This window comes from Pseudomyxococcus flavus (genome assembly GCF_050038885.1).
In the GTDB taxonomy this organism is placed as follows: domain Bacteria; phylum Myxococcota; class Myxococcia; order Myxococcales; family Myxococcaceae; genus Myxococcus; species Myxococcus flavus.
In genome coordinates this window covers 2,940,347-2,961,874 of record NZ_CP143624.1, presented here as the reverse complement: position 1 = coordinate 2,961,874, position 21,528 = coordinate 2,940,347, and the positions used below count along the sequence as shown (strand labels likewise).

Sequence of the window (21,528 nt, the reverse complement as noted above, 5' to 3'; positions counted from 1 at the left end):
ATGGCTCGTGCATCGCGTCCCGCCCGTGTCCCCTGGCTGTGGTCCGTCGCGCTGCTGTGCGTGCTGGGCCTGTCCGCGTGCGACACCGTGGAGGTGCCAGGGGATGAGGTGGCCTGCGCGGGACTGCGATGCACGGCGGGCACCTGCTTCTCCAACGCGGGGCAGCCCATGTGCCGCTGCGGGCCCTGGGAGCGGGCCGCGAGCGTTCCGTGCGCGGTCGCTGCTTTCAAGACGCCGGATGACCATGGCGGCTCGCCCGACACCGCGACGGTGCTGACCGTTCCCATGTCACCGCGTGAGGCGCGAATCGACGAGGGCCAGCGGGAGGAGATGCTGGACCGCGACCTGTTCGCCTTCACCGTGCACGAGAGCGGCATCTATCGCTTCGCGTGCACGCGGCTGACGCTGGCGGCCTGCCGCGTGAGGTTGCTGGATGCCGCGGGGAACAGCGTTCGGTACTTTCCTTTCGAGACCGAGGGGGCCACCACGTCGTGGTCTCCGAAGCTCACCGAGGGCACCTGGTACTTCGAGGTCTCCGGCGAGGACAAGTCCGGTCGTTACACCTACGAGCTGATGTTCCTGGGCGCGGACGACCACGGGAATGCGTGGGGAGACGCCACGGTGCTGGAGGAGGGCTCCGGCACGCCGTTCCCGGTTCGGCTCTCCGTGCCCTCCGACCTGGATGTGTTCACCTTCCGTGCGCGGGCGGGGCATGGCTACCGCTTCATCTGTGAGCGCGAGCCCGGGCCGCAGGTGTGGCTGGTGCTGTCGTCCGAGGGGCACGGGGGTGGGGATGTCGACCTGGACGATTCGGGGGCCCCGGTCGTCGTGAGCCTGGAGGCGAGCTCGGCGCGCGACTGGTTCGTCGAGGTCAGCGCTGGAAGCGGCCCCTTCCCGGTGGACCTCCGCTGCCGCTTCGAGGACCTGGGGCTCGATGAGCATGGGGATACGCTGGCCACCGCCACGCCGCTGACGCCGGGCGTGCCGGTGGACGTCACCCTCCAGTCGCGTGAAGACGTGGATGTCTTCTCCTTCACGGGAGCACCGGGCCACGTCTACACCGTGCGGACGGAGGGCCTGGGGACGTGGTCGGCCCAGGTGGTGGATGCCACCGGCGCGAACGTGGCCTCGTCGACGACGGACCGGCTGCGGGCTCGGATGGAGGTGGAGGGCACCTACTACCTCAAGGTCCAGGGAGGGGAGCTCTGGGCCCACTCGTTCCAGCTGACGCTGGTGGACGCGGGCGTGGATGACCACGGGGACTCGCCGGAGACGGCAACCTTCGTCGCGCCGGGGACCTCCGTCACGGGCCGCTTCGAGACGCCATACGACACGGACGCGATCGCCTTCTGGGGGGAGCCGCGTGGCGTCTACCTGGCGGCCTATGCCCCGTCCGCCGAGCTGGCCTTCAACCCGCGAGGCGCAGTGAGCATCCTGGACCTGGGAAACGGCCATCACCTCTTCAGTGCCTGGGGCGAGGGCCCCGTGACGATGATGTTCCAGCCGCTGCGCGGCGTGGAGGGCTTCTCCTTGCAACTGACGCAGGAGGCCGTCGACGACTACGGCGACCACAGCGGGGATGCACAGGAGCTGCCGCTGCCGGTCTCGGTGTCCGGTGTGGTCCAGACGGCCATCGACACGGATGTGTTCTCCGTCGCGTTGGAGGCGGGACGCGCGTACCGGCTGGGATTGGACGTCGGAACGCTCCGGCTGACGCTCCTCGCTCCCGACGGGACGTTGTCGAGGCCGCAGGCCGGCATCTTCCGGCCGACCCGGACGGGGAACCATCTGCTGACCCTCACGGGGGCAGCCGGGCGGGAGCTCGTGCCCTGGCGCATCTCGCTCCAGGCGGAGTGAGCGCGTCAGGGCAGGCAGATTTCGAAGCCCGTGCGTCCTGGCGGAAAGACGTCCCGAGGACGTGAGGCGGGCGTCACCGCGTAGAGGTGGAAGTCCAGTCTGCGTTGGAGGAAGCCCTTCAGCGCGGGGGCCAGAAGGTCGGCTTCGTCCTGGTACAGCGTGAAGAAGTGGAAGCCCTGGCCGTGGAAGTCCGCGTACACCTGCTCCACGAGCGCGCGGAGGATGGCCGGGTCCTCGCTTCGCACGCTGGTGTTGCAGAGATAGAAGTAGCGGAAGTCGCTGCCGGGCGCGGGCAGGCGGGGCGCGCGGGCGACCGAGGCCAAGGCGTTCCAGCCCCACCGCACCCAGCGCATGCCTCCGCGGTAGGCGTGGACGCGGTAGCGCTTCACGGCCTCGGGATTCCAGGCGGTGGTGCAGCCTACCAGCGCGCCCGCGCCGTTGAAGGCAAGGTAGGTGTCCTCCACGCGCAGGCCGGGCCACGTGGCGAAGCGGTGCTCCAGCTCGCCCGTGTCGAAGCGGTAGCCGAAGGGCCGGGCGCGGTGGTCGGCGTCCAGCAGGGCCGCGATGGCGGGGACGTCGGCGGGCGTGGCGCGGCGCACGGCGAAGGCGCTTCGCTGGGGACGGCGTCGGAGCAGGAACTGGATGGACACGGCGGAGAAGCGGCGGAGCAGCGCGTAGTGGGGCTGGCTCACGCGCCCCGGCCGCTTGCGCACGAGCGCCTGGCTCGCGGTGGCGTTGGAGGCCATGACCGCCGTGAGGAAGGTATCCACGCCCAGGCGCTGGGCGCTCTCCTCGAGCATGGGGCCATAGAAGCGCGCGAGGCTCCGGGCTCGACGCGCGGAGAAGCGGGTGCGCAGGTCGCCCAGGTAGCCGACCCGGCACGGACGGCCTTCCAGCCAGCCGTCGCGCACGTGGACGGTGCCCATACCGTCGAGCTGGCTGGGCACGCCGTGGACCCAGACCTCCGTCTCTCCGCGCTGCATGTCATAGAGGCCGAAGTAGTCGGGCGCTCGTTGCGAGGAGAGGACGAGGTCTCCCTCCATGGGCACCGCGCCGAACAGGTCGAGCAACGCGGCGTTGTCGTCACGGGTGGCGCGTCGGAAGTCGCTCATGCGGCGCGGCCGAGCCTACCCTGGCCGCCGTCGTTTGACGTGGGCCCCACGGCTTCGGTAGGGCCTCGGGCATGATGGAGCGCGTCCCTTCGGCGCCGCGTGAGCGCGCGGCACTCGGAATGGAACGGCGCTCTCCGCACAGGACGCTGTGCCGTTTGCCTTGAGACGCCCTGAACATCTTGTCGCCATGTGTCAGGGCGTCTGATGTTGCGTCGCGGCATCGCGGAGCAGGCGATGGGGCTGCCCCATCGCCGTGAGTAGCGCTAGGCTTGAAACCCCTGAAAGGAGCCACAACATGAAGAAGAGCGGAATCGCGATGCTGACGGCGTTGGGCGTGGGGCTGGCGGCGGGTTTCGGAATGGCGTTCATGCCGTCCACGGCCGAGGCTGGCGCGCACGAGGTCTCCCAGGCCGTCTGTCAGCGCAACTCGGATTGTGATTACTTCTGTGGTGAGGGATACGGGCACTGCATCCGGGGCATGTACTGCGCCTGTATGTAATCGCGCGCCGGTCCCGCGGTCATCGCCAGGGGGACGCCGGTTCCCTGGCGATGCCGGACGTGAAGGGCATCATCGTTCGCCCTGGGCGTGCCGGGTCAGCAGCGCGAGCAGCGCCTGGCCCACCCCCACCAGCACGATGAATGCGCAGGCCAGCACCGCCGCGGCGGCGGGGTCCGCGTAGCTCTGGAGCTCGAACAGCAGTGTCCCGAGCACCTCGGTCCCCGCGGGCACGAGCAGGACGGACATGGTGATTTCCGTCGCGCAGGCGAGGAACGCCAGGACGAAGGCCGCGGTGAGCGCGGGGCGCAGCATGGGCAGCGGTGCATCCACGAAGGCCCGCCACGGGCCCGCGCCGCTCACCCGCGCCGCCTCCGCGAGCGAGGCATCCAGCTGCGCGAGCGCCTCCGCGCTGTTGCGCGTGCCCAGCGCGAGGTACTTCGCCACGTAGGCGATGAGCAGCAGCCACGGCGTGTGCGCCAGCGCGAGCACGAAGGCCACGCGGTCCGCCAGGATGAAGCGCAAGTCCCTGGAGAACGCGAGCAGCAGCGCCAGGGCCAGCACCGTCCCCGGCACCGCGTAGGGCCACACCGCGAGCGCCTCCACTCCCGCGCCCAGCCGGCGAAGCCCACGCTGCAGCACCGCCGCCGCGAGCCCCAGCAGGCACACCAGCGCGCCCGCGCCCGCCGCGAGCAGGAGGCTGCGCCCCGTGGCGTGCAGCGTGCGCGGCTCCAGCAGCACCCCTGCCCAGTGCGCCAGGGTCAGCTCCTCCCAGGCCAGCTCCGCGCCGAAGCTGCGCTGGAACGAGGTCAGCAGGATGGCCCCCAGCGGCAGCAACACCAGCACCGTGGCAATCAGCCCCACGGCCACCGTGACGCCTGCACGCGCGCGTCCCAGCGGGAAGGGGCGCGCCGACAGGCCCTTGCCCGCGCTGAGGCGCACGCGGCCGGCCCGGCCCAGGGCCCACGTCGCCAGCATCGCCACGGGGGCCAGGAGCAGGAGCGAGGTCGCCAGCAGCGCCGCGCGACCCAGCCCTTCCTCACCGCCCATCAGCACCAGCTCATAGATGCGCGTGGTGAGCACCCGCGTGGGCGGCGAGGCCGACACGCCCAGGAGGTACGGCACGCCGAAGGACGACGCTGCCATGAGGAACACCATCACCGCGCCGGACAGGAGGGCCGGCAGCGCCAGCGGCAGCGTCGTGGTCAGCAGCGCGCGCGCCGTCGAGGCGCCACACACGCGTGCGGCCTCCTCCATCGCCGGGTCCACGCGCCGCAGGGCCGCAGCGCCCGCCAGCAGCACCAGCGGCAGGCCCGCCACGCCCTCCACGAAGGCGATGCCCACCGGGCCGTAGATGTCGAAGGCGCCGTCTCCCAGCAGCCGGTTGAGGTACCCCGCGCGGGGGCTCGCGAGGGACAGCCAGCCCATGCCCCAGATGAACGCGGGCACCGCGGAGGGGAGGGTGAACAACACCGTGAAGGCCCCACGCAGCGGCAGGTCGGTGCGGAACAGCACCAGCGCCAGCGGTGTCCCGGCGACGAAGGCCAGGACAGCGGCGCCCGTGGCGATGGCCAGCGTGTGCACCAGCGCGCCGCGCTCCGCGAGCAGCCAGCCCAGCCCACCCGCCTCGGCGTGTCCCAGGCCTCGCCAGAGCAGGGCGACCACGGGAATCACGGAGAAGCCGAGCACGGGCACCAGCCACGCGCCGAGCCCGAGCCACCAGGGCCTGGAGGCCGCCGCGCTCATTGCGCGAACGCCTGCCGGAAACGCTCCTTGACGGCGCCGCCCTGCGTGAGCCCTCGCTCGAGCAGCTCGGGCGTCCATGGACGCGCGCGCGCCAGCAGCTCCGCCACGCCGGGGCCGCCGCCCGGGCCCGCGAGCCTGGGGTCCACCGCGTGCATGTCTCCCTTCTCCATGATGATGCGCTGCCCCTCGGGCGACAGCAGCACGTCCACCACCGCCTTCGCCGCCACGGGGTTGGGCGTCGTCGTGAAGAGCGCCGCGGGACCCGGGATGACCACGGCGCCATCGGTGGGCCACACCACCTGGATGGGGCTGCCGCGCGCCTGGGCCGCGAGCGCGTTCTCCAGCAGCAGCACGCCCGCGTCCGCCTCGCCGCTCTCCACCTTCTGGAGCACCGCCGCGTTGCCACCCGCCACGATGGCGCCCCGCTGGCGCAGCCCGGTGAAGAAGCCCTCGCCGTACGCGGCGTCGCAGAACACGGCCCAGGTGAAGGCGGTGCCCGACGTCAGCGGGTCTCCAATGGCCACGCGCCCCGTCCAGGGGCCTTGCGCGAGCTGCGCGAAGGACGTGGGCGGAGGCGGTCCGCCCCGCCGGTGGACCAGGACCATGGTGGACAGCCGCAGGGCCGCGTAGCGCGCATCCAGGTCCACCAGGGCGCGTGGCACCCGCAGCACGTTGGGCGAGGCATAGCGGAGCAGGGCGCCCTCGCGCGCGAGCCGCTCGTAGAGGAACGGGTCCGACGTGGCGAGCAGGTCCGCGCGGACGGCGCCCGCGGCGCGCTCCGCCTCCAGCCGGCTGGCCACCTTCTCGCTGCCGGCCTGATACCAGTGCACCTGGACGCCGGGCAGCCGCTCCTTCAGCAGGGGCTCCAGCGCGTCCAGGACGTGCCGGTACATGGACGTGTAGACCCAGACGTCGCCGGACGGTGCGCCCTCGCGCGCCTGGGCCGGTCCGGCCGAGGGCGCGGCGGACTCGATGCGGCAGGCGGCGAGCAGGGCGAGCACGCAGGCGAGACCCGCGCCCCGGAGCAGCGTGGGCAAGGACATGCGCCCGGGATTATGCGGCACACACGCGCCCTGTCACGCGGCGCGGCCGTCACGGTGCGGAAACGAGAAGCCCCTCCGCGCACCGGGCACGGAGGGGCCGCTCATGGGACAACGGGCCTACTTGCAGGACTGCGGCGGCATGGCGTCAATCCAGTCGGCGATGAGCCGCGAGCCCTGGTCGTGGCGCAGGGCACGGCCCAGCTCCGGCATCATCTTCCCCGACTCCTCGGTGTCCATGCGGTACCAGAGGATGGACGTCGAGTGGCTGCCCGGAACGATGTCGAACTCGCCGCCCACGCCGCCGCCCGCGGACCCGGGCCGCTTGCACACGCCCAGCGTGAAGGCATCCGAGTTCTCGACGTTGAGGAACAGCCGGCTGGTGTTGCCCGCCGTCCCCTTCGGGTTGTGGCAATGCGCGCAGTTGATATCCAGGTAGGTGCGCGCCCGCGCTTCCAGGGAGGCCTCCGCCTCGTTGAAGGCGTCGGGTGCGCGCGGAACCTGCTCGACCGGAGGCAGCCCCGTCAGCCGGCCCAGGTTGGCGAGGTGCTGGAGCTGGTTGATGGCCTCACCGCCGTAGTCGTGGTCCCGGTTGAGGTAGCGGGCCTTCACGCCGATGGGCACCATCACCTGGTTCTCCTGCGCGTCCTGGAGATGGTGGCACTTCAGGCACTGGTTCTTGCTGGGCACCAGGTAGTCCAGCGTCCGCTCCACGCCGTCCTCGCCAATGAAGCGCACGTCGCGGACGACGCGGCCTCCGTTGGCCAGCGTGGCCTCCGTCTGGGCCTCGTTCCAGAAGTAGGGGTGGGCCTCCCAGCCGCCGGGCTGCCGCACCAGCACGCGCGTCTCGATGACCCGCACGTTCTCTTCCGGCGCGCGGAGGTCCGCGGGGAAGGCGAACGTCTTGGTGATGATGGTGCCCACTGGCAGGTCCAGCACGTCGTTGGCCGAGTACCGCGCCTGCGCGCCCGGAGGGATGTACAGCGTGCGGGACTTCACCGAGTAGTCGGAGAAGAGCGGCGTGGTCAACGCGTAGGGGATGTTCCCCTCCACCGGCTGCAGCCCGCCCTCCGCCGGTGTGCCGGTGAAGAGGCCGAAGCCCGACAGCGCGTTGGGAATGGCCACGGTGCCATCACCCGGGCCGGCGTCTCCGGCATCCGGCGTGCCCGCGTCCTCGTCACTCCCGGCGTCCTCGCCCGCGTCACCGGCGTCCTCGCCACCTCCCGCGTCCGGGGTGCCGCTGTCCTCGGGCGGCAGGCCGGAGTCGCGCTCGATGATGCCGCCATCTGCTTCCGGCGTGGTGCCGTCCTCGTCACCCGAGCACGAGGCCAGCGCCGCGGTCATCAGCACCGCGGCGAGGCCCCAGCCCGGGATGAACGGCCTGTGCATGCGTCCGTTCCTCACCGGGCTGCTCAGCGGATGGTCAGGGCCGGGGTGAAGCCGGAGCAGTTGTACGGCTCGGCGTCCTGGGCATAGCGGCGCGTCTCCGCCCAGGCCGAGGGCAGGTCGGGCGTGGGCGCCAGGATGTGGCCGCTCACCGCCTGCAGGTCGAGGTCCACCAGCGCCGCCCCCGTGCCCTCCGGCAGCGTGTTGCGCGTGAAGCAGATGTTGATGGGGTTGGACAGGCTCTCGTTACGCGGCGCCGGGTCGATGCCGTCCCACAGCACGTGCTCCACGCCCGTCACGCCGTGCGCCTGGGCGCCGTACGCGTACACCGCGCCCAGCAGCGCGCCCAGCGGGCGGCGCTCGGGGTCCGGCTCGCCGTTGTCCACCAGGCGGCCGCTGCCGCCGGTGAAGGTGTTGTCGTGGATGAAGATGTCCTTGCTGGGGTAGTTGAAGAAGCCGGGCGCCCACTGAGCGGGGTCGGGCTCGATGGCCAGGCCGCTGAGGATGGCGATGTCCACCGTGTTGTTGTCACCCCAGGTGTTGCGCTCGAACTCCACCCGGCGCGAGGCCAGGATGAAGGTGCCGGTGCCGGCGGGCACCTGCGACACGGTGCTGCTGCTGGCCTCCACGGACGCGAAGTTGGGGCGGTTGTTCCCGGTGATGGTGTTGTCGGCGACGTAGATGTCCGTGCCCCGGATGGGGTTGCCCGGCAGGTCGAACACGACCAGGCCCGTGGTGTTGTCCGTGGCGAGGTTGTTCGACACGTGGGCGAACTTGGTGTTCTCGATTTCGATGCCGGCCACGTTCTTCTTCGCCACGTTCCGCCGGACGATGGTGTGCTGCGTCTGTCCGACGTAGATACCGGCGTCGGCGGCGTTGTAGGCCTCGCAGTCCTCGACGAGGACGAACATCGACTTCACGGGGTAGATGCCGTACTTGCCGTTGCTCTCCTGATTCTCCTGGGCCCACTCGGTGCGGATGCGCTGGATGTTCACGTTGCTGGAAGACTCGATGCGCAGGCCGTCCTTCTTCGCGTTCCAGACGGCCAGGTCGCTGACCGTGAAGAGCTTGCCCACCACGTCGAGGCCGTTGGTGTTCGCGGCCGCGTTGGAGAAGTCCAGCACCGTGCTGGCCTCGCCGCCGGTGGCTTCGCCCTGGGCGCCCTTGCCCGCGCCCTTGAACGTGATGCCGTTGGCGCGGATGGTGATGGCGTTGTCGAACTGGAAGGTGCCCGCGCCCAGCTCGATGGTGGTGCACTCGGCCAGCGCGTTCACCGCGTCCTGGAGCTCCTGCTCCTGGCCCGGGTCGAACGCCAGCGTGGTCTGCTCCTTGCCCTCGCACGAGAAGTCCTGCGGCCAGGCGATGGAGCCGCCATCCCCCTCCGTGCCGCCATCGTCCGTGCCGCCGTCGCCCGTGCCGCCGTCGCCCGTGCCCGCGTCCGGACGCGTTCCGGAGTCCGGCTGGCCCGCGTCCGGACGGTCATCGTCGTCATCCGAGCAGGCGGGGAGGGCAAGCAGACCCACGAGGGCCAGGAGCACGGCACGAGGCGCGCGCGACAGCGGCAGAGGATGCATCAGGTATCTCCTGTGGAAGTGCTGCGCCTTCTGGCGACCGAGCGCGGGGCTACAGGGCGCAGCCAGGACCAGACGAATCCTCCCTGTGAAGTTGACCAACCTCAAGCGTGAGACATCAAAAACAGTCACGGCTTCTGTGACGCAATGCGTTCTGCAACGCGGTTGATAAATTGCTCCAATCCTTCATGAGAGGTTGACGCGGTGCTGCCCTACTTCCCTTTCGAGCAGGATGTCTTTTCCATGTCGTTGGGCGTGCGCGCGCTGAGGCCCGAAGAGACACTCATCGAGGTCGACGCGCCGCGCTATCGAGAGGAAGTGGCGCTGAAGGCTTCGCTGCTGGAAGCGGGACACGCCGCGCGCTTCCAGGGCGGCCCGGAGACGGAGCCGCTGCAATGGGAGACGCTGACGGTGCTGCTGCCTGCCATGGCGCGTCAATCGCCTGAGCACTTCGCGCTGGAAGTGGAGGGTGAGCGCTGGCGCTGGCGCAACCGCCTGCTGGGGACGCAGACAGACTTCACGCCGGGGGACGCGGCGAGCCTGCCCCTGGCGCCGCTCGACTGGTTTGGCCGTCAGGTGCAGGAGGATCTGCTGCTGCTGGATGGCACACGTGAGGGTTTTCCGCTGGTGGCCGGGCAGCTGTGCTTCCCCTCGGGCTGGTGCCTGCCGGACAAGCTGGGCCTGCCGCTGCTCGCCGTCCACGAGCCGGTGCCCCAGTTCAACGCGAAGCTGGGGACCTCCACGCTGAAGCTCATGGACGGGCTCAAGCCCGGGCGCCCGGTGACGCGCTGCAACTGGGCCATCAGCGTGACGGAGCGGCTGGACCTGGAGCCCCACACGCGGCCGGAGTGGCAGCACCTGTTCGACGGCATCACCCCCGACAACGCGGGCGATCGCTGCTTCCTGCGCCTGGAGCGCCAGACGCTGACCCGGCTGCCTCGGACGCGCGCCATCCTCTTCACCATCCACACCTACCTGGCGCCCATCGCCACCGAGGTGGAGGCGCCCGGCCGAAGGCAGCGGCTGGCCCGCGTGCTGCGCACGGTTCCCGAGGACACCGCCACCTACAAGCGGCTGACGCCGGTGCTGGCGCCGCTGCTCGCCTACCTGGAGGCGGGTGAGGGGTGAGGCGCCGCCACGGGGCGCCTGATGGGTAGTGAAAAATCACACCTCCCGTGTGACTCGGGGCGGTCGCCCTGAAGCCGGGCAAGGTGTCGTCCAGGAACGAGGCGGGCCGCTCCGTGCCGTCGGAACGGTTGTCAGGCCATTTCTGTAGTAAGTCGGCCCTCCGGAACTGACTGCGGCGAGTCCCACTGCCGCTTCAGAAAGCAAGGAAGAGGGCAACGACATGCGGAAGACGTGGCTGGTCGCGGGAATGCTGGTGCTGGCGGGCTGCCAGCAGCAGGGCAAGACGGATTCGACGACGACGGCGGCGCCGGCTGCTGCGGGCGCGAGCGCCAACCCCCAGACGGAAGACCAGAAGACGCTGTACGCGCTCGGCCTGTCCATTGGCCGCAGCGTGAGCGTGTTCGACATGACGCCGGAGGAGCTGGAGTACGTCAAGGCGGGCATCACCGCGCAGGTGAAGGGCGAGAAGCCCGCGGTGGAGCTGGAGACGTACGGTCCGAAGCTCCAGGAGCTGGCGCGCGCGCGCAGCACCCGCAAGGCGGAGGCGGAGAAGGAGAAGGCGAAGGCGTTCCTGGAGACGGCCGCGAAGGAAGAGGGCGCCGTGAAGACGGAGTCCGGCCTCATCTACAAGGAGCTGACCGCCGGCACGGGCGCGTCGCCCGCGGCCTCGGACATCGTGAAGGTGCACTACCGCGGCACGCTGCCGGACGGCACCGAGTTCGACAGCTCGCACAAGCGCGGCGAGCCCACGCAGTTCCCGCTCCAGGGCGTCATCAAGTGCTGGACCGAGGGCGTGCAGAAGATGAAGGTGGGCGGCAAGGCCAAGCTCGTGTGCCCGTCCGACATCGCCTACGGTGACCGCGGCGCGCCGCCGAACATCCCGGGTGGCGCGGCCCTGGTGTTCGAGGTGGAGCTGCTCGAGATCGTCAAGCCGCCGGAGATGCCGGCCATGGGCGGCACGCCTCCGGCGGGCAAGCCCTCCGCGGCGGAGAAGAAGTAGTCACTTCCGACTGGCAGGACGCCCAGGGGGCTGGTGAGGGACGCTTCCCTCCCAGCCCTCTTCGCGTTCCTGGCGCCGGGGTGGCGCGCGGCGCGGACCCGGGGTAGTCCAGGAGCCGCCAGCGTCCCCGTCCCGGGGACGGGCCAACCGTCGGAGGTCGACACACCATGCGCCAGGGCCTGCTGCTATTGATGGGAGCGCTGTTGCTGGGAGCCTGCGTCCAGGGCCGCGCCCGGGAAGTCCTGCGCGAGCCGTCTCCCACGGGCGCCGTCTCGGAGGCGGAGTTCAAGGCGCTGCACACGCTGCGCGAGGACGCGCCGCCGAAGCTGAAGGGCGAGGAGGTGGAGGTGGCCGGCACGAAGGCCTACCTGAGCCTGCCCGAGGGCGCCCAGGGGCCGCTGCCCGCCGTCATCGTCATCCACGAGTGGTGGGGCCTCAACGACCACATCCGGCACTGGACGGACCGGCTCGCCGCGGAGGGCTACGCCGCGCTCGCCGTGGACCTGTACGGCGGCAAGGTGGCCACCACGCGGGACGAGGCACTGTCGCTGCTGAAGGCGGTGGACCCGGCGCGCGCGCAGGAGACGCTCGAGGCCGCGCACGCCTTCCTCCAGCAGGACGCGCGGGTGAAGGCGACGCGCACGGGCAGCATCGGCTGGTGCTTCGGAGGCGGCTGGTCGCTGCGCACGGCCATGGCCCTTCCGGAGCTGGCCGCGGCGGTCATGTACTACGGCAACCCGGTGACGGACCCGCAGGCGCTCGCCTCCATCCGGGCGCCGCTGCTGGGCATCTTCGGCACCCGGGACGCCTCCATTCCGCCGGAGACGCTGCAGGCCTTCCGAGAGGGCCTGGCCGCGGCGGGCGTGCGGCACTACCTCCTCGAGTTCGAGGCCGACCACGCCTTCGCCAACCCGTCGGGTGAGCGCTACGACGAGCGCGCCGCCGCGGCCGCCTGGCAGCAGGTGACGGCGTTCCTCGACCAGCACCTGCGTCAGTAGGGGCGCTGGCCCACGTAGTTGCCCGGCGGCGCGTAGTTGCAGACCCAGAGCGTCCAGTTGGGGAACTGCGCGCCAAAGGGCGAGTTCTCCGTGCACGCCTGCATGGCGCAGCCCAGCGCACGCGTGTTGCGCCACACCACCTGCGTGTAGTGGCCGCACTGCTTGCCGCTCGCGCAGGTGTTGCTGGCGTAGTCGTAGTCCGCGGCCTCGTCCACCCAGCCCTGCACGACGTTCTGGGGGCTCATGGCGCTGGACGTGGCGGCGGTCAGGTTCTCGCCCAGGTTGCCGCGGTTGGGGTTGTGCGAGAACTGGCACTTCGCGGCGTATTTCTTCGCCGTGCGCGTCGCCTCCTCATCCCACGTCAGGTCCTCCAGCGCCGGGGAGGCCGCGGGCGTCACGTTCCGCCGCGCGGCGTTGTGCGCGTCCAGCATGTCGCGGTCGAACTGCGTCATGACCAGCGGCTCGTTGTCACCGTCACCGTCTTCAGAGTCGGGCGAGTCGGAGCCGCAGCCGGTGAGGAGCAGGGGGATGAGCAGGCCAATCGGACGCAGGTGACGGAGCATGGGGCGGGGCATGGCATGGATTATCCGCCGCCGGAATGCGGGCCGTCACCTCCCTGGCTCGCGAGTGTCGGGCACCATGGACGCACCCGCCCCGGAGGGCGCATGGGCGCGCTTCAGTAGGGCCGCTGCCCCACCCAGTTGCCCGGCGGCGTGTAGTTGCACACCCAGAGCTGCCACGTGGGGAACTGCGCGCCAAAGGGCGAGTTCTTGTTGCACATGACGGTGGCGCACCCGACGGCCGTCGTCTTCCGCCACACCACCTGCGTGTAGTGGCCGCACACCTTGCCCTTCTTGCAGGTGTTGCGCCGGTAGTCGTAGTCCGCGGCCTCGTCCGCCCAGCTCTTCACCACCTGGGACGTGTTCCACGCGCCGGGCGTGGCGGCGGCGAGGTTCTCCCCGAAGTCGCCCCGGTCCGGGTTGTGCTCGAAGCGGCAGGCCTTGGCCCAGGACGCGGCCTTGCGCGCGGCCTCGGCGGACCAGGCGAGCGGCGGCAGCGCGGGCCTGGGCGCGGGTTGGGCCCGGGAGCGCGCCAGGTTGTGCGCGGTCACCATGTCTCGCGAGAAGTCCTTCACGGAGGGCACGCCGGCGCGTGGCTCCGGGGCCTTTTCCTTCGAGGCCGTCATGGCCTGCTTGGACGTCGAGACCTGTCGGGCGGGCGCTGCCTGGCGGCGCCCCTGGGCCTTGCCGCTGCCTGCGCAGCCGAGCAGCGGCAGCATCAGGGCGAGCGCGGACCACCGGGAGACATGGGGCAGGGAGGGCATGCCTGCGATGATGCGCCAGGATGCCCGCCGATGCATGTGAACCGTGCGCGGCGGGCGAGGCGCGCGGTGGGCCGCCCGCCCGCCTGCCTCGCCGCGCACGAGTGCTGCGGACTACACGAGGAGGCCGGGCAGCGGGCCCGTCCCGTCGTCACCGAAGGTGGTGACGTTGGGCACGCCCATGGCCTGCATCAGGTAGATGTACAGGTTGGCCAGCGGGTCCTGCTGGTAGCGGATGTGCCGGCCTGGTGTGAGCGCGCCGCCGCCCCGGCCCGCCAGGATGATGGGCAGGTCGACGTGGTTGTGCGAGTCGCCATCGCCCACCTCGCTGGAGAAGTAGACCATGGAGTTGTCCAGCAGCGACATGCCGTTCACCTCGATGATCGACTTCATGCGCTCCAGCATGTACTGGAGGAGCGTCACCTCCCACTTGTCGATGGTGGCGAGCGCGTCGTAGTTGGACTGCACCTTCTGGTGGTGCGAGTACGTGTGGTGCCCGCCGCTGAGCCCCAGGAAGGGGTAGACCTTGTTGGCGCGCGCGTTGGCCAGCATGAACGTGGCCACGCGGGTGACGTCGCACTGGAAGGCGAGGATGATGAGGTCCAGCATCGCCTTCGTCTTCGCCGTCGGGTCCTCGGAGTCCATGGGCACCGCGCCCGGGACGCAGGACATGGAGGGGGCGGAGACGTCCTCCACCCGCTTCTCCAGCTCCCGCACGCTGGTGAAGTACTCCTCCAGCTTCTGCAGGTCGGTGGTGCCCAGCTGCCCCTGCAGCGCGGTGGCGTCGTCGCGCACGACGTCGATGATGCTCTTGCCGTACGCGCGGCGCTTCTCGATTTGCGCCTGCGTCTCGCCGGGCGTGGCACCCGCGAAGAGGCGGTTGAACGCCGCCATGGCGCTGGTCTCCTTGGCCACGGGAGTCCGCGGCCCCGACCAGGCGATGTTGTTGGCGTACGGGCACGCGTAGCCGGAGTCGCAGTTGCCGATGCCGCGGCCCGCGTCGATGCCCAGCTCCATGGAGCCGTAGCGGGTGGCCCGCGTCGCCGTGAGGTGGTTGGCGATGACCTGGTCCATGGAGATGCCCACCCGGATGTTGGTGCCCTCCGTCTTGTAGACCTTGGCGCAGGTCAGGAACGAGCCCGTGGCGGCCGCATGGTGCCCGTCGCCTTCCGGGAAGGCGGGCATGTTCGCCAGGCCGGAGATGACCAGCAGGTCGTCCTTCACCGCCGCCAGTGGCTCCAGCGTGGGCGTCAGCGCCCACCCGGGCCCCTCCGTCGCGGGCGTCCACTTCTGCATGTGAATGCCGTTGGGCGTGTAGAAGACGGCGAGCCGGCGCGGCACATCGCCCGGCGCGCCATATGCGCTTCTGGGGAGCATCTGCTCCAAAAGCGGGAGCGCCATCAAGGCGCCCGTGCCCCGCAGGACGGTCCGTCGTGAGAGTCGGAACTTCTTGCTCATGGCGTCTGCCCTCCCTCCTCGGCGCCACGCTGCGTGAAGTGGCTGCTCGAGACGATGCTGAGGATGTAGTCGACGAGCCGCCCACCGCGAGCCTCGGCCTGGGTGGCGACGTTCTTCACCGCGCAGTGGTCGGCCGCCTCCATGCCACGGCCCGTGGCGTAGGTGAGCATGTGCTCGGCGATGCAGGTGGTCAGCTTCGGGTCCTCCTTCAGGTAGGCCTGCATGTCGCGGACGCCGTTGAGGACGTTGCCGTCGGGCATGTCACCCGTGGCGTCCACGGGCGCGCCGCTGACCTCCTGGAGCCGCCACCGGCCAATGGGGTCGAAGTTCTCCAGCGACAGGCCCAGCGGGTCCATCAGCCGGTGGCAGCCCTGGCACGCCGGCGCGCTGCGATGGAGCGCCATGCGCTCCTTCATCGTCATGTCCGGAGTGATGGGCGGTGGCAGGTTCTCCACGTCCGGTGGTGGAGGCGGAGGCGCCGAGCAGAGCAGCTGCTCCAGCACCCAGACGCCGCGCTGCACCGGTGAGGTGCGGTCCGGGTTGGAGGTGACGGTGAGCAGCGAGCCCTTGCCGAAGATGCCGCTGCGCTCCGGGTGGCCGGTGAGCTCCACGCGCTGGTGCGTGGTGCTGCCGGGCAGCGGCAGGCCGTAGTGGGCGGCCAGCTGGTCGTTCACGTAGGTGAACGGCGCGTCGATGAGGTCCGTCAGCTTGTGCTCGCCGGTGATGAACTCCGCGAAGAAGAGCTCCGTCTCCGTGCGCATGGCGGCGCGCAGCTCCTCGTTGAACGCGCCGTAGAGCGTCGAGTCCGGCACCGCGGTGCCCAGCGCCCGGGTGAAGAGCCACTGGCCGGCGAAGTTCTCCACCAGCGCGCGGGCCTTCGGGTCCGCGAGCATGCGCCGCACCTGGGCCTCCACCTCCGCGGGGTCGCTCAGCTTCCCCGCCTCGGCGGCGGCGAACAGCTCGTCGTCCGGCATGCTGCTCCACAGGAAGTAGGAGAGCCTGCTGGCCAGCTCGAAGTTGTCGAGCGTGTACGGCTCGGTGCTTCCCGGCGGCGCGTTCTTCTCCACCCGGAAGAGGAAGTGCGGCGACACCAGCACCGAGCGCAGGGCCAGCTTCACCCCGGCCTCGGGCGGGTCCGCGTGCTGTCTCGCCAGGTCGACGAAGCTCATCAGCTTGTCGACCTCGGCCTGCTGCACCGGCCGGCGCCAGGCGCGGCGGGCGAAGTTGGCGATGATTTCGTGCGCGCAGGGCGCCGGGTTGACGGGGTCCAGCGCGCAGGAATTGAAGACGCCCCGCGTCCAGGCGTCGTTCACCAGCTTCTCCGCCGCGGCGGAGTACTTCTCCATCAATAGCGGCGACAACGACAGGACGTCCGCGATGTTGTCGAAGCCGTAACCGTGGTCGTCGATAGGGAAGTCATTGGCCGGCTGGGTGGTGTCTCCCAGCAGGTCCCGCACGGTGGCGTTGTACTCCGCTCGGTTGAGACGGTGGAGCGTGACGCGGCCCGGGTTGATGGGCGCGTTCTCGCACTCGCCTGCCGACGGAGGTGGCGTCCCCGGTGGATTCTGGTCGTCTGGCACCTCCTCGCCGGGAGTGTCCCTTGCGATGGGTTCGTCATCAGTGCAGCTGGTCGCCAGCAGGGCGAAGCTCGCGCCCGCCAGGAGCCACCAGCCCCCTCTTCGTCGATGCATGGGTGTCACGTCGGCTACCCCCCCTCCACACTGCCCCACACGAAGCCGGGACACGCAGTGCCGTAGCAAGGTGCTCTCCAACCAGGCCCGTAGGATGGCGAACCCCTCCGGTGTTTCCGGGGGCAGGTCCGCGTTGGCTACCGGGTCGCCGGACGGGAAGAGTCTTTCGTGGGTGGGGCGCGGAGTTCTCCGCGTGGGAAGCCAGGGCGGGAGCACGCCGCGGCAGGCAGGCGCCGCGCGCGGGCCTGCGGAGCGGCCTGCGCGCGTGCGCGGGGCGCTGGCAGGAGCATCCGAGGAAAGAGGCTCCTGCCCGGCGCTCGGGCTACTTCGCGTCGAGGTAGGCGCGGTACGCGTCGAAGCCGTACTCACGCCCCAGGAAGTCCTTCACCAGCTCGGCCGCGGGCTTGGAGCCGCCGGGCTCCAGCACGGTGCGGCGGTACTTCATCGCCGTCTCCCGGTCGAGGAAGCCCTTCTTCTGGAACTCGGTCTCCAGGTCCTTCGCGATGACCGACGACCAGAGGTACGTGTAGTAAGCGGCCGAGTAGCCATCCAGGTGCCCGAAGGCGACCTCGAAGTGCGTGCCGTCCCGGTGCTCGTGCTTGAAGGGGCTGAGCTTCTCCTGCAAGGCCACCAGGGCCTGCGTGGTGTCGAAGCCCGGCTCGCGCGAGTAGTAGTCCAGGCTCACCGCGGACAGGAAGAGCTGGCGCCGCGCCCACAGGCCCTGGCCGAACTCCTTCGACGCGCGGAGCTTCTCCACCAGCTCCGCGGAGATGGGCTCGTTCGTCTGGTGGTGCTTCGCGAACTCCCTCAGCACCTCCGGGTTGCCCGCCCACTGCTGGAGCAGCATGGACGGCGTCTCCACGAAGTCCCACTCCACGCGCGTGCCCGCGATGCCCGCCCACTTCAGGTGGCCACCGAAGATGGCGTGCAGCAGGTGGCCGAACTCGTGGAAGAAGGTCTCCACCTCGTCGTGCGTCATCAGCTCGCCCGGGCGCGCGAAGTTGCACACCAGCGCGGCCTCCGGGTAGCGCTTGCCGGCCTGGCCCGCGACGAGGTCGAACTGCGCCGCGTGCTTGTACTTGTCGTCACGCGGGTGCATGTCCAGGTAGATGCGGCCCAGCAGCGTGTCGCCGTCGAACACGTCGTAGGTCTCCACCTCCTGCTGCCACACCTTCGCGTCCTTCACCGGCTTGTAGGTGATGCCCCAGATGCGCGAGGTGATGTCCATCACCCCCGCCTTCACCCGGCCGTACTCGAAGTAGGGCCGCACCGCCTGCGAATCGAAGCTGAAGCGCTCGGCGCGCAGCCGGTCCTCGTAGAAGTCCTGGTCCCAGGGCTCCAGCACCTTGGCGCCCTTCACGTCCTGCTGCTTGCGCGCCAGGAGCTGCGCGTACTCCTGCTTCGCGCGGGCCTCGGTGGCCACGGCCAGCCGGTCGATGAAGTCCGCCGCCGCCTGCTGCGTGCGCGTCATCTTCGTCTCGGTGGTGTACGCGGCCCAGCTCGGGTAGCCCAGCAGCGTGGCCAGCTCGTGGCGCTTCGCGATGAGCTGCGCCAGCACGTCCTGGTTGGCCGGGTACGCGCGCTGGCGGTAGGTGCGCCAGAGCTTCTCGCGCGCCTGCGCGTTCTTCGCGTACGTCATGAAGGGGAAGTAGTCCGGGTAGTTGGTGGTGATGACCACCAGGCCGTCCTCGCCCGGCGGGTGCGCCTGGCGGTAGTCCTCCGGCAGGCCGTCCAGCTCCGCGGGCGTGAAGGTCACCTTGCGCACGTCCTCGGCGATGTTCTTGCTGAACTGCTGCCCCAGCTTGAGCAGCTGCTCGTTGAGCGCCTTCACCTTCGCGCGGGTGGCGTCGTCCCGGTCCACGCCGGCGCGGCGGAAGTCGAGCAGCGCGCGCTCCATCCAGTACCGCGTCGCTCCGTCCATGCCGGACAGGTCCACCGCGGCCAGGGCGTCGTAGACGCCGCGGTCCTGGGACAGCTCCACGTTGGCGGCGTCCACGCGCTGCTCGCACGCCCGCGCCGCGTCGCGGAAGGCCGCGTCCGGGTGCACCTCGCGCGCGAGGCTGGACCGGTTGGCCGCGGCCAGCAGCGAGCCCAGCGCCTCGTCATACGCGGCGAGCACGGCCCGGCCGTCCTTGCGCGCGTCCAGCGCCTTGATGGCGGCGACCTGGAGGCGGGTGCGCTCGAGGTCCGCGTCACACGCGGCGGTGAAGTCCGCGAGCGAGCCGGCCAGCACGCTGGCGCCTTCGGGCGGAGGCACGGGCCGGGGAGCCTGCTGTGCGGCGGGGTCGGGGGCCGCGGGGGTGTGCGTGCAGCCGACCGACACCAGGGCCGCGGAGAGGGTGAGGGCGCTCAGTCTCTTCAAGGGTGGATTCCTCCGGGGTTCGACACAACGTCGGAGCGTCATGCCACATCCCGCCCGCTTCCGCTCGGCGCATGGGGCTTGCCCTTGCCCGGCGCTGTCGTCCATGCGGACATCGATGGGGAGGCCCCAGCCGATGACGGACCGTGAATGCGTGGAGTTGCTGCAATGGGCCGCGCCCCGCCTGCGCCTTCGCTGGGAGGGCTTCCGGCGCGTCCGGGGGCAGGTCTGCAAGCGCATCGGCCGCAGGCTGAAGGCGCTGGGCCTGCCAGACGCCGCGGCCTACCGCGCCCGCCTGGCGGCCGAGCCAGCGGAGTGGGACGTGCTCGACGCGCTCTGCCGCGTCACCATCTCCCGCTTCTACCGCGACGCGCGCGTCTTCGAGGTCCTCCGCCACGAGCTGCTTCCCGCGCGCCTGGAGGCCCTCCGCGCCCAGGGCGCATCCACGCTGCGCGCCTGGAGCGCCGGCTGCGCCTCCGGTGAGGAGCCGTACACCCTGGCGGTGCTGTTCCAGCTGGGGCTCCGGCCGCGCTTCCCCGGCGCGGACCTGTCGCTGGTGGCCACCGACGCCGACGCGGCCCTGCTCGCACGCGCGCATCGCGGCTGCTACCCCCGAGGCTCCCTGCGCGAGCTGCCGCCAGCGTGGGCGGCGCAAGCCTTCCCGGGGCCCGGCGAGGAGCCCTGCCTCGCGCCGGAGTACCGGCGCGGCATCGACTTCCTCCAGCAGGACCTGCGCTCACAGATGCCGGAAGGGCCCTTCCACCTGGTGCTGTGCCGCAACGTCGCCTTCACCTACTTCGCGCCGCCGCTCCAGCGCGAGGTGCTCTCACGCATGGTGACGCGGCTGGTGCCCGGAGGCCTGCTGGTGATTGGCGGCCACGAGTCCCTTCCCGAGGGCGACTTCGGGCTGACGCGCGCGGCGGGCCCGCTGCCCGTCTTCCTCCGGACAGAGGCCTGAGACTCGCGGCCTCTATCGGCGTTGCCGGTGGGTGCGAGCATTCCGCGTCGCCGGTCCGTGCCCCGCCCCGAACGGGAAGGGTGCCTCCGGCCTTTTCCTGGCCGGAGGGAGCTCGACGATGCGCACGAGAGGGTGGTGGTTCGTGGCGTTGCTGGCGTGGTCCTGCGGAGGCGCTCCCGGCAAGGTCGACGTGCCACAGCTGAAGCAGGAGGGGCTCGCGCTGTCCTCCGCGCGGGAGGGCACCCGGGGGACCTTCGTCCACCAGGGAGCGTCGGTGACGTTCTCCTCGAGCCAGGTGGAGTCCGGCGTGTACCGGGTGGAGGTCCGGCTGCGAGGCCTGGTCCTCACCGCGTTGCTGGAGCCGGTCCAGGGCGTCTCCATGCTCGACGGCTTCGCCGAAGCGAACGCCGCGGACGCGCAGATGGGCGAGCCGGACCGCGCGCTGCTCACCGCGCTCTACCGCGCGCTCAACGCGGAGCTGCCGCCCGGTGATGCCGCGGCCCCGGAGGCCATGTACCTGCGCCGCGCGGTGAGCGTGTGGTCCCAGTACCCGGACAGCGTCGCGCTCCGGCGCAAGGTGATGGGGGAGAAGGGACGCGGCTACACGCTCTTGTGCAGCTATGCGCGGTGCAACGGCCGCAACACGGGCAGCTGCGGAGGCATCTACAACTGGTACGCGTACGCGGCGCACGACTGCGACCGGGGCGGCTTCGACTGGCCCGGCAACCAGCAGCTGGCGCAGCTCGGCGACCACTATTCGTGCAACGGCGACGAGTACTTCCTGGCCGGTGGTACCTGGCTGTGTGGCTCGCCCAATCACTGGCACCGTCCGAAGGTGGTGGGCAACTGCTTCGGCCGCTGCGGAAGCGAGTGCGGAGGCGACACCCAGTACACTCGGGACGCCACCAACCACGACAGCTGCGTGCGCAACGGACACATCCTGGTGAGCGGCTGGTGCAATGACCAGTTCACCGCCGCCATCGATGACGAGCTGTTCGCTCCCAACTGCTACTGAGCCATGCCACGCAAGGCCACACGGACGAGGCGGGCGGGGTGGTTGCTGCTGACCGCGCTCGGGTGCACGCCCGCGGCGTCGAAGACACAGGCCGCGGAGGCGGCGGTGCGCCACTTCTTCTCGGTGCTGCCCGCCGGGGACTGCCAGGTGCTGGCGCCCCTGCTGGCCACGGGCGGAAGCGCGAGACCCTGTGTGGAGACCGTGCGGGAGCTGCGGGCCCATGGCCTCGTGTTGGTGGCGATTGTCGGGTCGGCGGTGGATGGGCGCGACGCGGAGGCGGTCATCGTGCGGGCCCGCGTGGCCCATGGCGGGCGGGAGCGCCCGGCACCGTGGTTGCTACGGGTGGAGTACCAGGAAGGGACCTGGCGGCTGCGCTTCTGAGCACGGGGGCG

18 protein-coding genes are annotated in these 21,528 nt (G+C 70.8%); 8 read left to right on the top strand and 10 right to left on the bottom strand.

All coding sequences use genetic code 11. The annotated features are described in order from the left end of the window. Positions 1 to 1,857, top strand: a complete 1,857-nt coding sequence (locus VZL07_RS12485; protein ID WP_426755735.1) for a hypothetical protein — start codon at positions 1 to 3, stop codon at positions 1,855 to 1,857. 5 nt (positions 1,858 to 1,862) lie between these two features. On the opposite strand, the gene VZL07_RS12480 is transcribed toward VZL07_RS12485, so the two are convergent. Beyond that, positions 1,863 to 2,969, bottom strand: a complete 1,107-nt coding sequence (locus VZL07_RS12480) for a hypothetical protein (protein ID WP_426755734.1) — start codon at positions 2,967 to 2,969, stop codon at positions 1,863 to 1,865. A 295-nt stretch (positions 2,970 to 3,264) separates the two neighbouring features. On the opposite strand from VZL07_RS12480, the gene VZL07_RS12475 reads away from it, so the two are divergent. After that, positions 3,265 to 3,468 (top strand): hypothetical protein, encoded by a 204-nt coding sequence (locus VZL07_RS12475; RefSeq protein WP_426755733.1) that lies wholly within the window; start codon positions 3,265 to 3,267, stop codon positions 3,466 to 3,468. Between the two features lie 69 nt (positions 3,469 to 3,537). Here the strand turns inward: VZL07_RS12475 and VZL07_RS12470 are convergent, their stop codons facing one another. The 4 genes from VZL07_RS12470 to VZL07_RS12455 form a co-directional block, all read right to left on the bottom strand. Beyond that, positions 3,538 to 5,211 (bottom strand): ABC transporter permease, encoded by a 1,674-nt coding sequence (locus VZL07_RS12470; protein WP_426755732.1) that lies wholly within the window; start codon positions 5,209 to 5,211, stop codon positions 3,538 to 3,540. After that, positions 5,208 to 6,254: an ABC transporter substrate-binding protein gene (locus VZL07_RS12465; RefSeq protein ID WP_426755731.1), complete on the bottom strand. Its 1,047-nt coding sequence runs from the start codon at positions 6,252 to 6,254 to the stop codon at positions 5,208 to 5,210. Before VZL07_RS12465 ends, VZL07_RS12470 begins: the two co-directional genes overlap by 4 nt. A gap of 117 nt (positions 6,255 to 6,371) precedes the next feature. Beyond that, positions 6,372 to 7,640 carry an SO2930 family diheme c-type cytochrome gene (locus VZL07_RS12460; RefSeq protein WP_426755730.1) on the bottom strand — a complete coding sequence of 423 codons (1,269 nt, stop codon included), beginning with the start codon at positions 7,638 to 7,640 and terminating at the stop codon, positions 6,372 to 6,374. Between the two features lie 23 nt (positions 7,641 to 7,663). Further along, positions 7,664 to 9,211, bottom strand: coding sequence for a parallel beta-helix domain-containing protein (locus tag VZL07_RS12455; protein ID WP_426755729.1), 1,548 nt, complete (start codon positions 9,209 to 9,211; stop codon positions 7,664 to 7,666). A 240-nt stretch (positions 9,212 to 9,451) separates the two neighbouring features. Between VZL07_RS12455 and VZL07_RS12450 the strand changes: the two genes are divergently transcribed. From VZL07_RS12450 to VZL07_RS12440, 3 genes are all read left to right on the top strand, one after another. After that, complete coding sequence (locus VZL07_RS12450) at positions 9,452 to 10,336, top strand: heme-dependent oxidative N-demethylase family protein (RefSeq protein WP_426755728.1); 885 nt, start codon at positions 9,452 to 9,454, stop codon at positions 10,334 to 10,336. Between the two features lie 220 nt (positions 10,337 to 10,556). Further along, positions 10,557 to 11,336: an FKBP-type peptidyl-prolyl cis-trans isomerase gene (locus VZL07_RS12445; protein WP_426755727.1), complete on the top strand. Its 780-nt coding sequence runs from the start codon at positions 10,557 to 10,559 to the stop codon at positions 11,334 to 11,336. A 167-nt stretch (positions 11,337 to 11,503) separates the two neighbouring features. Continuing rightward, a complete protein-coding gene (locus tag VZL07_RS12440) occupies positions 11,504 to 12,334 on the top strand; it encodes a dienelactone hydrolase family protein (protein WP_426755726.1) in 831 nt (276 codons plus the stop codon). Here the strand turns inward: VZL07_RS12440 and VZL07_RS12435 are convergent. From VZL07_RS12435 to VZL07_RS12415, 5 genes are all read right to left on the bottom strand, one after another. Next, positions 12,328 to 12,909, bottom strand: a complete 582-nt coding sequence (locus tag VZL07_RS12435) for a CAP domain-containing protein (RefSeq protein ID WP_426755725.1) — start codon at positions 12,907 to 12,909, stop codon at positions 12,328 to 12,330. The genes VZL07_RS12440 and VZL07_RS12435 overlap by 7 nt on opposite strands. A gap of 101 nt (positions 12,910 to 13,010) precedes the next feature. Further along, entirely contained in the window at positions 13,011 to 13,694 is a 684-nt protein-coding gene (locus VZL07_RS12430; RefSeq protein ID WP_426755724.1) for a CAP domain-containing protein, read from the bottom strand. Between the two features lie 75 nt (positions 13,695 to 13,769). Continuing rightward, on the bottom strand, positions 13,770 to 15,113 hold the full coding sequence (locus VZL07_RS12425) for a DUF1552 domain-containing protein (RefSeq protein WP_426755723.1): 1,344 nt from the start codon (positions 15,111 to 15,113) through the stop codon (positions 13,770 to 13,772). Then, positions 15,110 to 16,804, bottom strand: a complete 1,695-nt coding sequence (locus VZL07_RS12420) for a DUF1592 domain-containing protein (protein WP_426755722.1) — start codon at positions 16,802 to 16,804, stop codon at positions 15,110 to 15,112. The genes VZL07_RS12425 and VZL07_RS12420 overlap by 4 nt, the downstream gene beginning before the upstream one ends. A gap of 322 nt (positions 16,805 to 17,126) precedes the next feature. Beyond that, positions 17,127 to 19,208: a M3 family metallopeptidase gene (locus VZL07_RS12415; RefSeq protein ID WP_426755721.1), complete on the bottom strand. Its 2,082-nt coding sequence runs from the start codon at positions 19,206 to 19,208 to the stop codon at positions 17,127 to 17,129. Between the two features lie 91 nt (positions 19,209 to 19,299). Between VZL07_RS12415 and VZL07_RS12410 the strand changes: the two genes are divergently transcribed. From VZL07_RS12410 to VZL07_RS12400, 3 genes are all read left to right on the top strand, one after another. Then, positions 19,300 to 20,121 (top strand): CheR family methyltransferase, encoded by an 822-nt coding sequence (locus VZL07_RS12410; protein ID WP_426755720.1) that lies wholly within the window; start codon positions 19,300 to 19,302, stop codon positions 20,119 to 20,121. Positions 20,122 to 20,239: 118 nt separating this feature from the next. Then, a complete protein-coding gene (locus VZL07_RS12405) occupies positions 20,240 to 21,136 on the top strand; it encodes a hypothetical protein (protein WP_426755719.1) in 897 nt (298 codons plus the stop codon). Positions 21,137 to 21,178: 42 nt separating this feature from the next. Beyond that, positions 21,179 to 21,517, top strand: coding sequence for a hypothetical protein (locus tag VZL07_RS12400; RefSeq protein WP_426755718.1), 339 nt, complete (start codon positions 21,179 to 21,181; stop codon positions 21,515 to 21,517). Positions 21,518 to 21,528 lie beyond the last annotated feature (11 nt).

Excerpts from the sequence above, each read along its gene's own strand:
- VZL07_RS12450 (WP_426755728.1), top strand. The coding sequence starts at position 9,452 with ATGTCGTTGGGCGTGCGCGCGCTGAGGCCCGAAGAGACACTCATCGAG.
- VZL07_RS12435 (WP_426755725.1), bottom strand. The coding sequence starts at position 12,909 with ATGCCCCGCCCCATGCTCCGTCACCTGCGTCCGATTGGCCTGCTCATC.
- VZL07_RS12485 (WP_426755735.1), top strand. The coding sequence starts at position 1 with ATGGCTCGTGCATCGCGTCCCGCCCGTGTCCCCTGGCTGTGGTCCGTC.
- VZL07_RS12475 (WP_426755733.1), top strand. The coding sequence starts at position 3,265 with ATGAAGAAGAGCGGAATCGCGATGCTGACGGCGTTGGGCGTGGGGCTG.
- VZL07_RS12470 (WP_426755732.1), bottom strand. The coding sequence starts at position 5,211 with ATGAGCGCGGCGGCCTCCAGGCCCTGGTGGCTCGGGCTCGGCGCGTGG.
- VZL07_RS12440 (WP_426755726.1), top strand. The coding sequence starts at position 11,504 with ATGCGCCAGGGCCTGCTGCTATTGATGGGAGCGCTGTTGCTGGGAGCC.
- VZL07_RS12480 (WP_426755734.1), bottom strand. The coding sequence starts at position 2,969 with ATGAGCGACTTCCGACGCGCCACCCGTGACGACAACGCCGCGTTGCTC.
- VZL07_RS12405 (WP_426755719.1), top strand. The coding sequence starts at position 20,240 with ATGCGCACGAGAGGGTGGTGGTTCGTGGCGTTGCTGGCGTGGTCCTGC.
- VZL07_RS12455 (WP_426755729.1), bottom strand. The coding sequence starts at position 9,211 with ATGCATCCTCTGCCGCTGTCGCGCGCGCCTCGTGCCGTGCTCCTGGCC.
- VZL07_RS12420 (WP_426755722.1), bottom strand. The coding sequence starts at position 16,804 with ATGCATCGACGAAGAGGGGGCTGGTGGCTCCTGGCGGGCGCGAGCTTC.
- VZL07_RS12460 (WP_426755730.1), bottom strand. The coding sequence starts at position 7,640 with ATGCACAGGCCGTTCATCCCGGGCTGGGGCCTCGCCGCGGTGCTGATG.
- VZL07_RS12445 (WP_426755727.1), top strand. The coding sequence starts at position 10,557 with ATGCGGAAGACGTGGCTGGTCGCGGGAATGCTGGTGCTGGCGGGCTGC.
- VZL07_RS12430 (WP_426755724.1), bottom strand. The coding sequence starts at position 13,694 with ATGCATCGGCGGGCATCCTGGCGCATCATCGCAGGCATGCCCTCCCTG.
- VZL07_RS12415 (WP_426755721.1), bottom strand. The coding sequence starts at position 19,208 with ATGACGCTCCGACGTTGTGTCGAACCCCGGAGGAATCCACCCTTGAAG.
- VZL07_RS12410 (WP_426755720.1), top strand. The coding sequence starts at position 19,300 with ATGACGGACCGTGAATGCGTGGAGTTGCTGCAATGGGCCGCGCCCCGC.
- VZL07_RS12425 (WP_426755723.1), bottom strand. The coding sequence starts at position 15,113 with ATGAGCAAGAAGTTCCGACTCTCACGACGGACCGTCCTGCGGGGCACG.
- VZL07_RS12465 (WP_426755731.1), bottom strand. The coding sequence starts at position 6,254 with ATGTCCTTGCCCACGCTGCTCCGGGGCGCGGGTCTCGCCTGCGTGCTC.